Consider the following 13,456-nt stretch of genomic DNA (forward strand, 5'->3'; position numbering starts at 1 on the left):
TTTACAGAAAGTTTGTGTCCTTCCGGTAAGCGTGCAAAATCTTTCCGTTGTGAATTATTTGGCGGGCCACTCAGGAAGCGAGGCCAGCCGCCGACGGGGGCTCAAGCAACGGCGGGGAGTTCGGCGATTGTCTGGCGGTAGTTCCAGGGCAGGAACCGTTCGGGATGGGCGGCGACTTCGCCGGGATGGCGGAAGAGTTCGGTGAGATAATCGAAGGGGTTCGCCTGATTGAGCTCGCAGGTGTGGATCAGGCTCATGAACATATCGCCGATGCGGGCTCCGTTTTGCGTGCGATAGAAAAGTGAATTTTTGCGATGGCAGATCGCTTTTTTCAGAGCCCGCTCGCAGACGTTATTGTCCAGCGGGGCTCCGGCTTTGTGCAGAAAGAGCGTCAGCTTCTCCCAGTGTCTGAGCAGGTAATTGACGGCGGTGCCCAGAGTCGAGTTCGGCTCGACGAGCCTTTCGTCGAACTGCCGATGCAGCCAACTCTTCAATTCCGTCATCGCCAGTTGGCTGTGGGCTTGATGTAACTCCAGACGTGCTTCAGAAGACAGCCCCTCTTTCCGGGCAGTGGCATCATTTTTATAGACGATCTTTAATGCTTCGAGTACGTGGCCGCACTCTGCGGGAAACAGATCGTGAATCTCCACGAACTGCCGGCGGGCATGGGCCAGGCAGTTGGCGACGATCGTCCCCAGTTCCCGGGGTATGTTCCGCGCGAGCGCATCGCACATCTGGATCGGAGACTCAAGTTCGGCTGCGCGCTGCTTGAGTACCTCGGCCAGGTTCTCGCCGGCGTGCCGATGCGAGCTGAAAAACAACGCAATGCGGCGACCATCCCGCGTGGAAATGACGCCGGAAGTGAACAGACCGGTGCGGTCCGGATTGTCCACGAAGGGAATCCGGCGTTCTCCCATCAGGGTCAGAATCTTCACGGTTGTGTCGTCGTTGTAGAGAATCGTTCCCTGAGCGGCTTCTCGCATGAGGTCTTCAAAAGCCGGATTGAGTAGAGGGGCAAAAGTGGAAACCACATCCCACTGAGTCGAGGCCGGCAGAGGAATTTCCAGGTTCCCCTGCAGACCCTGGAGGCGGTTGAAGGGAAGCCCGCTTCCGTATTTTAAAAGGCCGATCATCGCACCGGCTCTGGCATCGTATTTCTCGCGGCCGGCTTCCCGGGGAAGCGCGGCAGTGAAGACCGCGCCGCACAGACCGCAGCGGAGGCGTTCCAGTGCATAGGTCCTGGCACCCAGCGGAGCCTGGCCTGTGATCCGCACCACAGTGCGGGGCAGCTTTTGATAGAGGGTTCCCTTCCCGCATTCCAGACAAGGATCACCGGCGTGAAGCAAGGAGTGAGGGATTTCGATCTGCTCGGCCCCGCGATACGCGTCGGCTCCGTTTCGGCCGTGGCCCCTGGGAGGTGGTTTGCCGTTCCGCTTTTTGTCGGATTCGGTTTCGCCCGTGTCCCCGGTATGCTCCGAGGATTTGCCGGAGTTCGGCTCGGCATCGGCCTGATCAGAATTGCCCACGACCTGTCTGGTCTTCTCCGTCTTCGCGCCGAACAGCATCTTCTGCAGCCGGCCGATCGACATGTTCTTTTCTTGAATCAGGCCCGCCACATATTCATAGGATTCAAAAACCCGCTCGATCAGCTCCGCATCTTGATGAGCCAGCGATTGCCTGGCGCGGTCCGCCACATCCTGGAGTCGTTTGTGATCCACTTCCATGACCTCCGGTTTCTTCCGATTCATGATCCACCATCCGTGGCAAACACAGAGCCTCCAAGTCCGTTCGCTCAGTGAAGGAATACCCTGATTGTCGCAGCGTGGCAAGAGCAATTGTCTGATGCGACGATCAAGCCTGGGGGCCCACGGGCCGCCAGTCGGGGGCCCACGGGCCGCCAGTCGGGGGCAGCTCCCGTTCGCTCCGGGTTGCCGGCCGAGAACAGAACCGACAATTGATGAGCTGCCAGGCGTTGCGTGGCGGTATCTCGCGCGTCGGGCCACCAGTGAAGGCGCCCTTCGGAAAAACGCTTGTGACAGAGCCAGAAACCCTGGCCATCATACACCAGCACCTTGATGGCAGTCTTTCTGCGATTGCGAAAGCAAAACACCGTCCCCGCGAAGGGGTCTTCACCCAGGGTGTCTTTGCACAACCGTGCCAGTCCATCGATGCCCCTGCGAAAATCCGCCGGTTGGGTGGCGACCAGGATCTTCATCTGCGGTGTAATAGCCAGCATCAGTTTGAGCCTCGCAGGCTGCGTCCCACCACCGCGATATCGGCGGCCTGATAACCTGTCAGATGGACCCGCAACATTCCGGCATGGTCCTCCCACTCGATCACGCATGCGGGAGCCGGGGCAGAGACGGACGGCAATTCGACAAATGCCGCCCCGTTTTCCGCTGGTTGCTCTTCCGCCAGAAAAACCCGCTTTTTCAACGCATAGTAGTCAAGCTTCAATGACCGGGCGGTGCGTGTCACACCATATTTGCCGGCCAGCCTGACCGCCATTTCCCACAAGGGTGCGGGAATCCGCGCCCCGGGCTGTTTTGTCTCCCGCCACCCCGACAATCGATCCCGAACCCTAGCCAGATCCGGGGACAGTGCATTCTGATTCGCCATCGCCGACCTCCTGATAAGAGAAACCGCTCACGATAGCAGATTCAAAAAAAACAATCATGCACGCTTACCGGAAGGACACGAAAGTTTGTTGCTTTATCGTCAAATCCGTCACATCCCTCTTCACATCACACAATCAACTACTGACCGCGAGAAGTTCCTCCCGCATGAGAAGAGATCACCGGCATATTAAATCGCGTGGGTGTCGAGAACCCGCGCAAATATGACTGGAAGTCATGACAGTTTGCAGCCCTATTCACAACTGCTAAGACCTCTCGACAGAGACGTTTACTTTATAACTTCGGTACATCTGAAGAGGTCTTCATAATAGGGGGATCCAGCTTAAATTCTGCTGCCAACCAGCTTATGGCTAAATCAAATAACTCCTGTGGATGTGTCGCATAATGTCGCTCCGACATCGATTGCGGCGCATGTCCCAGATATAAGTCCACCAAGCTGTTGTAACTTACATTATTTCGCAAGCGGGATGCGGAAGTTTTTTTTAATGACTTCAAAGGTTTATTAATGCCAACTTTTTTCCTAAATCGATCAAATACGCACTTGATATTATCACTTTTTTGATACTTCTGATTTTTATTGATCGATTCGCTCAAAAGTGGTGCCCCTTTATTATTCAATAGGAATCGCTCGCTTTCACTGTCGTTTTGGTACTTCCGGAGGAGCTTTAGTGTTTCGGGCCATAGTAAATAATTAACTGTTGGAACCCCCTCATGATGCGACGTTTTAGATCGTTTGCGAATAATCCGACCAGCAGATAGGTCAACTTCATTTTTACGTAAATCTGAGATATCTTTTTGTGTCATTCCACAATTTAACATCAACAAAATAAATAATTTTGTTCGCCCCTTGGATTTATTGAGTAAAACCGCAATCTCATCATCAGTAAATTCAATTATGTTCATAGGGCCGGAACGAATCGAAAGAATATCTACCCGCCCATCCAAAACACGGGGCAAGTTGGGTATTGCTTCTATGTGCCAGAGCCAACGAACAAAACTCTTCATCGAGTGTAAGTAGCCACGAGCTGTTGTATTTGACCATTTCCCATTTTTGATATTCTCCAATAAAACCGACTGGTATTTCAGTAATAACTTCGTGTTGATTTCTGAAATTGAAATGTTGCCATCGATCGTTTGTTGGAAATGTGAAAGATGTAACTCAAGAGTATATAGACGAAATAGTGAAAGTCTGTTTGAATCGACTTCCTGTTTTTTATGTTTGATAAATTCTGCAATATTATCGCTAAGTAAGTCTTGGGAATTAACTGATTGCTCGCGAACTGAATCGAGTCGATCTAGCCATATTTCTCGAAGAATCCGTTGTGGGCTCCCATCCAACTCCAACGCATATTTTTTTCGAGATTCGATTGTAGAGTCACTCAGCGATGGAAACACAAAATTGACTGTTTTTAATTCTTTAGCAGTTTGTTCGAGCAAATTTTCTGGCAAGTCAATTGTGGGGACTGTAAACTCCGATTCAAAATAATCCTCACGTTTCGGAGATTTAAGGACAGGTGCCTCTAAGGCTGAACGAAGTTTGATAAGTTTTTCATATGCAGTTTGCGCCATTTGGGTTTCGCCATGGCGATTCGACCAAGTCAAAACACGGTCCCAAGTTTCGATTAGAGAATCATATTCAGCCTGATGTTTTCGAGGAATAACAGCATCAACACGAAGTTTAATTTGGTTCCATTCACTGATGGCAGCCGCATAAGCATTTCGATCGGATTTACCTCGCCCGCCATTAAAGTAATAGACCTTACCGTTATACTTCTTTCGCCAGCGACCAGCTCTATTTTTACTCCCAGCCTGCCACGTTAATTTATTGGTTTGCAAACCCTTTTCCCCCAAAGATCCGGTGATATCTTTGGTGATACCTTTTTTGTATCAATTCGGGTAAAAAAGGTATCACGCCATCTACACAAACCATTATAAAAAAAGACATTACAACTTAAAACTGCATTTTCGGGACGCAGAGGTCGCAAGTTCAAATCTTGTCATCCCGACTTTTATGTCGTTTTATATCTTCGACTTATGAAATCGCCTTCTGGTCCGTTATCCACCAGGTCACCCTGGTCCGTTATTCTGTAATTTTTCATGCAAAATTACAATGCTCAGAGCCCCCAGGATCGCTGCTCCTGCCTCCTGAACTGCAAACGTGATTCTTCTCTCTTACATCCTGCTCCTAAATCGCTACTGAGGGCCTCTCAGGAGGCTGTCCGATGTCTGGCCGATATCACACACTTCGAATTTATTCAGTAATTGGACTTCGAGCGGCTCATTGTTTGTCGAATCAGGAAGAGGCGAAGGTTACTGATTGATCTTTCTCGACCGCTCGGTATGAGATTCAGCGTTGACCGAACGTAGAAATGTTAGGCCAAGATGTTGCGCCAGCTAAAAGGGTGGTTATTTGGGATCCAAATTGTATGTCAACATTCCCAGACGTGGATTTCCCGACCACGCGATTTCTGTGAGGAACCTACTTCGGCGTTTCACTCCGAATGTACGAAGCCAAAGCCTGAAAGTGCGTCGGTGTTGGTGCTGGTTGATGCTGCAACGGGTGGCATTCACCTCACCACCCAGCGAAGTGAACTATGACGTGAATCAGATTTGATAGCTGCAGATCATGGACGCCTTGTTGGCAACGCCTAGTGGTCTGGACCAATCAAGATCGGACGACGAACCTGAAAAGTCTTTCCGGTGATGACGCAAGCATAAACTCCCACGGAGAGAGTATCTTTGGGAAGAGTAATTCGCAACTGCTCGTTTTGTAGATTCAAGGTCTGCCGAATGGCCTGACTGATTTGGTCGCGGGGGTCGTTCGCGATCCACCCTTGGTCGTCCGCTTTGCAACCAAGTGCCTCAATCCATGGGCCCCTAAACCATGGTGGAATAGGGATGTTTGGAAGAAACGGGTCGATCCACACACAAACACTATCATTAATATGCGAGGTTACAGGGAGAGTGCTCGTACAGCCCCAACTTAGTTGCGCGGATGGAAACGCGAGTAGCCCTTTCAAAAACATCCTTCGATCTAGCATGACAGAGGGACACCAAATAACTTCCTAGGTTCACTTTTATGTATCCACTAACAATATTTTGGAAGCCCATCGCAAAGTGCGGAACCACACATGAGAATGGACTACCCGTCTGTCTCGAGTCGGTGTGTGGGTGTAAAATGCCCAAGTAGGAGCCGTCTGTTTGGCGTTATAGACGCCGGTTGTTCCCGACCAATGTGCGACTTGTGCCGTTTTCTTCGTGACAGCGGTTGCATCGACCGACTGGAGAATGGAACGCCACTAAATGCAGAAGTGCAACAGACAGACGCACTTTAAGCATAACCTAAAGTGCATCGGATTCATCGTCCGATGCACTTTGAGGGCAGCTATTAACCTCAAATATCATTCGTTTTAAATTACTGTTCTGTATTTGACGAGTTTCACGAACAGATTCTGGGATTTGACGATTCAATCTACTCACAAATCGAATCGTGGGTTCGTTGAAGATGCAATCAACCATTCAAAAGTTTCATTTCGCTATTCAGACGTTTTTCCGGCTCGTTTATCTTTTATGTTTTGTAACGAAACGTATTTGTAAAGAGTTGTTCTCGAAATCTTCAACGTATCACAAATGTCGTCTATACTGTTCGATTTATCTCGAAACAGCTTTTGTGCCAGAACAATTCTAGGGGACTTTGGATTCAGTGGGGGCGTCCTCCCTTACGCCCTCGTGCTCGGGCTGCAGCCAAGCCTGCTTTAGTTCTCTCTTGTATAAGTCGTCGCTCGAATTGGGCGAGAGCAGAGAAAACATGAAAGATGAGTTCTCCTGAAGGTGTTGTTTTATCGATTATACCATCACTAATCGAACGAAATCCGATTTCTCGTTCCTTCAAGTCTTCGATCATAGTGACGAGATGACGAAGTGATCGTCCCAGACGATCGAGCCTCCAAACAAGAAGAGTATCTCCACGTCGCAAATTTTCCTGGCACAGCCAAAGCCCCGGTCGATCTGCTTTAGCACCCGAAAGTTTGTCACAGAAGATGTTCTCCCGTTTGACCCCATGTTGAAGTAGAGAATCAATTTGGAGGGAGAGTTCTTGATCACCAGTGCTCACTCGGGCATAACCAATCAAACGCTGTTGCTGAAATTCATGAGATACCATCTTGATTGTCCCTCTAACAGGCAACAATGTTCCTCTACTAATAGAGAAACGTGGCAATATGAATTTGTTCCTTAGCAGATGATAATAAATTCTGACTTTGAAATATTTTTCTAAATGTGCCGAGTATTCAGATTATACAGCCAACCGGTCTCCTCTGGTTACATCTAAAAGTGAAAACGAGTCCCATAATGGTGCATGTCAATAATCAAAACTCCACTCCTTCCGACAAGTTTTCGGGACGCTCTTCCGCGTCCTCCGCAATTCTCGTGAATCCTCGTCTTCTGCTAAATGAGGACCGTTAGTTTTCAATACCAAATATCAGTTCAAGGGAATTTCGCCCCGTAATTCGCACACACCGACACTCCCAAAACCAACAAAATCACACACTCAAACAATTTGCGGGACAGTCACATGCTAACTCTTTAACCGTAAACGGAAATCTTTTGAGTCCTGCCCTTTTAAGCCTCTGAAATGCCGGCAGATTTGTGACTACACTGGTATATCTAGAGAGCCTATCACATTAAATTATAGAGTCTTTCAATCTATTATACTCGGTCCAAATGCCCCTGGAGACGCTATAGTAAAACTGGCCACAGTCTAAATGCACAAAATTGATTTGATTAATCACTTTTCTTAATTCCAGAGAGCGACTTGAGTATAAAGTCTCTTCCAGGTTCAAAATATCTTTCTCGAACAAGTTTTGATTAGGTAGAGTTTTTTTTGCGATTGGGTAATGAACTTTTGGGGGGCGCTGTTGGTCCGGGATCAATGACAGTTCTCTGCTTCAGATCATAAACCATGCCGGCTGTTAACACAGAATAAGTCACATTGGTCAGGGCAAAGGGATCTCGGTTTTCTGCATAACCGATATGGTTAATCTGTATGGAGCTGCCATCGACCACAATCACCGTTCCGGTGCCGATGACCCGGGCCCGTTGCTCGTTCTCGATGATCAATCCTGTATTTTCTTCGATGCCCAGTCCCAGTAATGCCGGGTTGGTGGCCATGGCATGAACGAGTCGGGAAATGCGTGATCTCTGTACGAAGTGAGTATCGAAGATCATATCCTGGATCAGTCCCAGCCCTTTGGTCATTTCAATGCCCCCCTTTCGAAATAATCGAAATCGATTGTTCTGGAAGATCATGACTTCCGGTAGAACTGCGGCACCAGCAGAAGTCCCGGCGATGACGCAGCCTCCCATCTGATAGCGTTCCAGTAAAGCATGATGCAGAGGCGTGCCACCAATCAGTGAAGACAGACGCAGCTGATCGCCTCCTCCAAACATAAAGAGGGTTGTTTCATGAATGATTTTACAGAGTGCTTTCGACCCGGCGTCGGTTCGTTCTCCGATATGAATCGTCTGAATACTTTTGGGGTTGAAGGCAGAAAAGAGCACATTGTAATCGCGAGCCCGTTCGTTGGGATTCTCGCTCGCCGTCGGTACTACAACGATGCGGGCCTGGGAGCCCCCCGCCAGCTCGACCATTTCACGAAAGATTTCTGAATCCGCTGATTTCTTTTCATTTCCGCCAATGGGAATCAGAATACGGGGTTTCAGAACAGAATGAGAGGTTCGTTTCTTCAAGCGATTTACTTTGATTATGTTTTTATCATTGCGATTTGAATCTGTCACACTGTACTGCAACCTGTTGCGAAGATACAGTCAGAGGATGTCGATAATCGTTTGTCATGGTGGATCATCATCAAACCCAGCTTTTCAAGATGGGCCACGGAATGCCTGCCACTCCGGTTTTGAACTGATGTCCCAAGACAAAAGTGCCCTGGATGCGGTGATTGCTGCGACACAGATTTTAGAAGATGACGAACGCTTTAACGCGGGAACCGGTTCGAATCTTCGTTTTGACGGTACGACGATCCAGATGGATGCCTCCTGCATGACGAGTGCGGGGGATTTTGCAGCGGTCGCAGCGATAGAGCGTGTGAAAAACCCGGTCGCCGTCGCCCGATGTCTGCTTGAAACTCCACATATCCTGCTGGTGGGTGATGGCGCAACAACATATGCCCGGCAATGTGGTTACGAGGATTACGATCCTACCACTGCCGGCGCGAAGAGCCGCCTGCAAAAGATCCTCTCTGTCTCTGAACAGATGGGCGACTGGTCGCGGGCTGATCTGGAACGGGCCTGGAACTTTGAAACCCCCTTTCGAGAAGCTCTGGGGACTGACACGGTAGGCAGTGTCGCCTGGGACGGTCAGACGTTTGCGAGTGCATTGAGCTCGGGCGGGACCACCATTGTACTACGGGGACGCGTAGGTGATGTGCCTCTGCCCGGTTGTGGACTCTACGCAAGCAAAGCAGGTGCCATTGCGACCACCGGTGACGGAGAATACATCGCCAGATCATTACTGGCTTACCGGGCTTACCTGGAACTTGAAAAAGGTCTGAGCCCCGCACAAACGGTCGACTGGGCTTTGAATGAACTTGCTGACAGCGTCGACATAGGAATTATTGTAGTCAATCAAACAGACTTTGCGGGTGGTGCGCGCCATCGTATGGCCTGGCACGGACAAAGCGCACAGGAACCCGCATGAAAATTCTGGAACAACGTGCCCTCAGGGGCCCCAACCGCTACAGCCGCTACCCGACGATCTTCATGCTGCTTGATATCGAAGAATATGAAGAGCAGCCTTCGGATACCATACCTGGTTTTCCGGAGCGTCTGATACAGCTGATTCCTTCGTTATATAACCATCAATGTTCTGTGGGTGAACCCGGCGGTTTCCAGCAGCGACTGCAGCGGGGAACCTGGGCGGGCCACATCGTTGAACATATTGCCCTGGAAGCACAGTGCCTGGCTGGTATGGAGGTCGGGTTTGGAAAAACCTTTGATACAGACACAAAAGGAATCTATAAGGTCGTCTATCGGTATCGGGTGGAATCAGCGGGTCTCCGGGCAGGTCAGGCAGCCGTAGCGCTGGTGGAGTCAGTCGCCTGTAATCGCCCCTTTGAAATCGAGACACTCATTGCAGAGCTTAAGGAATTGCGCGAGAATGACATGCTGGGCCCTTCTACCCACAGCATCGTGGAAGAAGCAAAACGCCGCCGGATACCGGCACAACGCTTGAATGCAGACAGTCATATTCAGCTGGGATACGGGATTAAACAACGTCACATTCAGGCAACGTTAACAGACCAAACCAGTGCACTGGGTGTAGAAATTGCTGATGAAAAATTCAGGACGAAACTGCTGCTTCGCCAGGCAGGAATCCCAGCGCCTGAAGGAGTACTCGTCTCTTCTCTCAGCGAAATAAAGCAGGCAGCAGAACGCATCGGGTATCCGGTCGCGATTAAGCCGGAAGTCGGAAACCATGGCAGAGGAATTACGGCTCAGGTCTGCAATGTGAAGGAACTCGAGACCGCTTTCATGTCTGCGTGGACGGTTTGTGAATCTGTAATTGTAGAACAAAGTCTGACTGGCTTCGATTTTCGGGTGCTTGTTATCAACGGGAAACTGGTGGCAGCAGCGCTTCGAGAACCGGCCCACGTGGTCGGTGACGGGACTTCGTCGATCGGCCAGTTGATTGAGATGACAAATGCTGATCCGCGCCGGGGAATTGGTCATGAACGCGTTTTGACAACAATCACTGTCGATACGATGACCCTGAGATTGCTGTCATTGAAGGGGTTTACGGTCGATACCGTGTTACCTGAAAATGAGAAACTGTATCTCAAATCGACGGCCAATCTGAGTACTGGCGGGACGGCGCGCGATGTGACTGATGAAGTGCATCAGGATGTCCGTTTAATGTGCGAACGAATCGCCCGACTCATCGGCATGGACTGTATCGGCATTGATATCGTGGCCCCCAGTCTGCAGCAGCCTTTAAAATCAGAATCTGCAGGAGTTGTTGAAGTCAATGCAGCCCCGGGATTCCGAATGCATCTGGATCCGACTGAGGGAAAAGCACGCAACGTGGCCAGACCATTTGTGGAGATGCTGTTTCCTTCAACGGTTAATTTTGATGTCCCGATCATTGCCGTCACAGGTACAAACGGGAAGACGACCACCTCAAAACTGATTGCACATGCTTTAAAGTACAGCGGGAAGAACGTGGGACTGGCGGGAACAACGGGGATCGAGATTGATGGTGTCACGATTACTGCCGGAGATTACAGTGGACCGGAAGGAGCGCGTGTGGTTCTCCGTGAACCGACCGTCGACCATGCTGTTTTAGAAGTCGCCCGGGGTGGCATTATCCGTCGCGGTCTCGGTTTTGAAGACTGTCATATCGGGATTCTGCTGAATGTCGATGAAGATCACATCGGCACAGACGGTGTGGAAGATCTGGACGATCTGGCGCTGGTCAAATCGACGGTGATTGAAGTCGTCAGACCATCAGGATTTTCAATTCTCAATGCAGATGATGCAGTCGTTGTTGGTCTCAAGGATCGGGCAGGTGGTGCAGTGATCTATTTTTCTCTCGACTCAGAGAATGTAACAGTCACTCAACACCTGACAGAGGGGGGAACTGCAGTCGTGCTGGAAGGTGATGATGTCATCATTCGTTCCAATGGACCGCCGGTCCGGGTACTTTCGATTCTTGATGCTCCCATAACACTGCGTGGAATCGTCACGTTTAATACGGCAAATGTCCTGGCGGCGGTAGCAGCACTGCATGGTTTAGGAATGGCCGTCAATACGATTCGAAATGGAATGAGTACTTTCCACCCGAGTGCCACTCAGAATCCGGGCAGAATGAACATTATTGACTTTGTGACGTTCAAGGTCATTCTCGACTACGGACATAACGTGCCAGCGATTAATGCCCTCGGCACAGCGTTACCGAAAATCAGCAATGGTCGCAAAATCGTAATTGCGCATGGTACTGGGAATCGAACAGATGACAACATCAGGGAATTTGGCGCTGCATTAGCTTCTGTTTACGATCACATCATTCTGGCGGACATCGATCCACGAAATCGGGTTTTGGGAGAAACGCCTGAACTGGTCAAGTCTGGCGCGCTGGAAACCGGCTTTTCCGAAATGGAGATTGAGATCATCATCGATCCACTAAAGGCCATCGATCGTGCATTTTCCATAGTGCAACCGGGAGATCTCATCATGGTTCAAGTCGATGAAGTGGCACCGATGCTGAAACATGTCATGCAACACTTTAAGAACAATGTTCCTCGATCAGAGGTGAAGCTTTCTTCTCAAAGCGAATCGCTCAAAATACCAAAGTGAAGATCAGTGTCGATCTATCCTGTTACGGCTTTCCCAGTCAGGGACAGGTAACTGTTGTGATGCTGACGGTCAGGCAGGTCCAGAGAGAGGTTTCATGATTGAATATGCTTTTCCAAAAGATTTGCTGGAGGCGATTAAAACACGCTGGCAGAATGTTTCTGATCCGCAGTTTGAGTTGCCCGAAGATCAGATACTTCAACGTTTACTGGAGACCTGCTACCACGCTTCATTTCGCACAAGCGAACAGCGATTAGTCCATTGTGTTGTAGCATATGCTTCTTTAGAAGCAATTCCGAAAGAGGCTTTGCAACTGACAGAACCTGTGGTATTGACCGATACTGAACTTGTCCGACTGTCTCCGGTGACACAACACCGCCAGACCGTCATTGGTTGTTACCAGCGGGAAGACTGGCTATCCATCTGGGGATTCTTTGAACATGGTCATGCCTGGGTACAACATTCTGCCGGTGATCCTCCCGCAGCCCCCATGCAACCTGAAGATTACCCTCCCGACTGCCTGATGATCACAATTGAAGGTCCCGGAACACTGATGGTTTCTCAGGGACGATCTGGCCTGGTTCGATTACGGGATGGCCGCGTGATCTTTCCCCAGGAGAATCTGTTCCAGACCGGCACAAATCCATTGGGAATTTTCTTTCGTCAGGTGATCGCAGGACTCGTCTCCTCAGGTCTCTACCGAAATCTGGTAAAAAGTTCGCTTGAAGAAGAGGAAATACATTCCCTGTTAAATATCTATACAACCTCCCTTCTCGCCATACTGGAGCGTATCAACTTAAGAAGACACGGGGGGAGCATTGTGATCACTCCGCTGCCAGTTCAAAAACAACATGCCCATATTACATATACCGTTTCTGATCATTCGGGACTGTTTGAGAAAATTGTGACGTATAAAATTCTCGATGATAGGTTACGTCAGGCGAATGAAAATCCAGATCCATCAGCCGAGTCAGAAAAGAGACAGGCAGAACTTGACCTCCGCCGGGGAAGTCAGCAGTTAATTCGCGGGATCAGTCAGATCAGTCTGCTGGCGGCCGTCGATGGTGCCGTCCTGCTGGATGATCACCTGCGAATCCAGGGGTTTGGAGTACGGTTTCCCGTTTTACTGCCGCCAGGTTCGCAAGTGGAAGATGCTTCTTCCGGCCGTAAATATCTATGCGATCAATGGGGATTGCGACATCAGTCTGTCTTTTCATTCTGTCATAAATCGGAAGGGGCAATTGGATTAATCGTGTCGCAGGATGGAGAAGTGAAAGCGGTTAAAGCAGAGCAAAGCCAGCTCTATTTCTGGGATGGCATTCTTAATTAAATTCATGTTCACAAAACAAGGGACTCATGAAATCCGACAGAATGTCGCCCCCGAAATGGGGGATACTTTTAAAGAAGTAATTACTCCCAGTTCCGAGAGAAGCCTTCACAGGAAGAAATCACAG

10 protein-coding genes are annotated in these 13,456 nt (G+C 49.7%); 3 read left to right on the top strand and 7 right to left on the bottom strand.

What is annotated here, in order from left to right; genetic code table 11:
* Positions 1 to 101: 101 nt before the first annotated feature.
* From tnpC to GmarT_RS15610, 7 genes are all read right to left on the bottom strand, one after another.
* Positions 102 to 1,748: an IS66 family transposase gene (tnpC, locus tag GmarT_RS15585; protein ID WP_081459353.1), complete on the bottom strand. Its 1,647-nt coding sequence runs from the start codon at positions 1,746 to 1,748 to the stop codon at positions 102 to 104.
* A gap of 44 nt (positions 1,749 to 1,792) precedes the next feature.
* Positions 1,793 to 2,344 (bottom strand): IS66 family insertion sequence element accessory protein TnpB, encoded by a 552-nt coding sequence (gene tnpB / locus GmarT_RS30405; protein ID WP_081459352.1) that lies wholly within the window; start codon positions 2,342 to 2,344, stop codon positions 1,793 to 1,795.
* Entirely contained in the window at positions 2,236 to 2,619 is a 384-nt protein-coding gene (locus GmarT_RS15595; protein WP_002643562.1) for a hypothetical protein, read from the bottom strand. Before GmarT_RS15595 ends, tnpB begins: the two co-directional genes overlap by 109 nt.
* Positions 2,620 to 2,909: 290 nt before the next feature.
* On the bottom strand, positions 2,910 to 4,472 hold the full coding sequence (locus GmarT_RS15600) for a tyrosine-type recombinase/integrase (protein ID WP_149302955.1): 1,563 nt from the start codon (positions 4,470 to 4,472) through the stop codon (positions 2,910 to 2,912).
* 1,700 nt (positions 4,473 to 6,172) lie between these two features.
* Complete coding sequence (locus GmarT_RS30410) at positions 6,173 to 6,340, bottom strand: helix-turn-helix domain-containing protein (protein ID WP_198139379.1); 168 nt, start codon at positions 6,338 to 6,340, stop codon at positions 6,173 to 6,175.
* Positions 6,337 to 6,798 carry a recombinase family protein gene (locus tag GmarT_RS15605; RefSeq protein ID WP_002643559.1) on the bottom strand — a complete coding sequence of 154 codons (462 nt, stop codon included), beginning with the start codon at positions 6,796 to 6,798 and terminating at the stop codon, positions 6,337 to 6,339. Before GmarT_RS15605 ends, GmarT_RS30410 begins: the two co-directional genes overlap by 4 nt.
* 704 nt (positions 6,799 to 7,502) lie before the next feature.
* Positions 7,503 to 8,432 carry a cyanophycinase gene (locus tag GmarT_RS15610; RefSeq protein WP_002643557.1) on the bottom strand — a complete coding sequence of 310 codons (930 nt, stop codon included), beginning with the start codon at positions 8,430 to 8,432 and terminating at the stop codon, positions 7,503 to 7,505.
* 37 nt (positions 8,433 to 8,469) lie between these two features.
* Here GmarT_RS15610 and GmarT_RS15615 point away from each other — a divergent pair, with 37 nt between their 5' ends.
* The 3 genes from GmarT_RS15615 to GmarT_RS15625 all read left to right on the top strand — a co-directional run bounded on the left by GmarT_RS15615 (position 8,470) and on the right by GmarT_RS15625 (position 13,332).
* Positions 8,470 to 9,351: an isoaspartyl peptidase/L-asparaginase gene (locus GmarT_RS15615; protein ID WP_044235899.1), complete on the top strand. Its 882-nt coding sequence runs from the start codon at positions 8,470 to 8,472 to the stop codon at positions 9,349 to 9,351.
* On the top strand, positions 9,348 to 12,005 hold the full coding sequence (gene cphA / locus GmarT_RS15620; protein ID WP_002643554.1) for a cyanophycin synthetase: 2,658 nt from the start codon (positions 9,348 to 9,350) through the stop codon (positions 12,003 to 12,005). The genes GmarT_RS15615 and cphA overlap by 4 nt, the downstream gene beginning before the upstream one ends.
* A gap of 94 nt (positions 12,006 to 12,099) precedes the next feature.
* Positions 12,100 to 13,332 carry a putative sensor domain DACNV-containing protein gene (locus GmarT_RS15625; protein WP_002643553.1) on the top strand — a complete coding sequence of 411 codons (1,233 nt, stop codon included), beginning with the start codon at positions 12,100 to 12,102 and terminating at the stop codon, positions 13,330 to 13,332.
* Positions 13,333 to 13,456: the final 124 nt, after the last annotated feature.

The sequence above is a fragment of the Gimesia maris genome, assembly GCF_008298035.1.
Lineage (GTDB): Bacteria > Planctomycetota > Planctomycetia > Planctomycetales > Planctomycetaceae > Gimesia > Gimesia maris.

Coding starts and splice junctions, on each gene's coding strand:
- GmarT_RS15625 (WP_002643553.1), top strand. CDS start 12,100: ATGATTGAATATGCTTTTCCAAAAGATTTGCTGGAGGCGATTAAAACA.
- GmarT_RS15605 (WP_002643559.1), bottom strand. CDS start 6,798: ATGGTATCTCATGAATTTCAGCAACAGCGTTTGATTGGTTATGCCCGA.
- tnpC (WP_081459353.1), bottom strand. CDS start 1,748: ATGAATCGGAAGAAACCGGAGGTCATGGAAGTGGATCACAAACGACTC.
- tnpB (WP_081459352.1), bottom strand. CDS start 2,344: ATGCGTGATCGAGTGGGAGGACCATGCCGGAATGTTGCGGGTCCATCT.
- GmarT_RS15615 (WP_044235899.1), top strand. CDS start 8,470: ATGTCGATAATCGTTTGTCATGGTGGATCATCATCAAACCCAGCTTTT.
- cphA (WP_002643554.1), top strand. CDS start 9,348: ATGAAAATTCTGGAACAACGTGCCCTCAGGGGCCCCAACCGCTACAGC.
- GmarT_RS15595 (WP_002643562.1), bottom strand. CDS start 2,619: ATGGCGAATCAGAATGCACTGTCCCCGGATCTGGCTAGGGTTCGGGAT.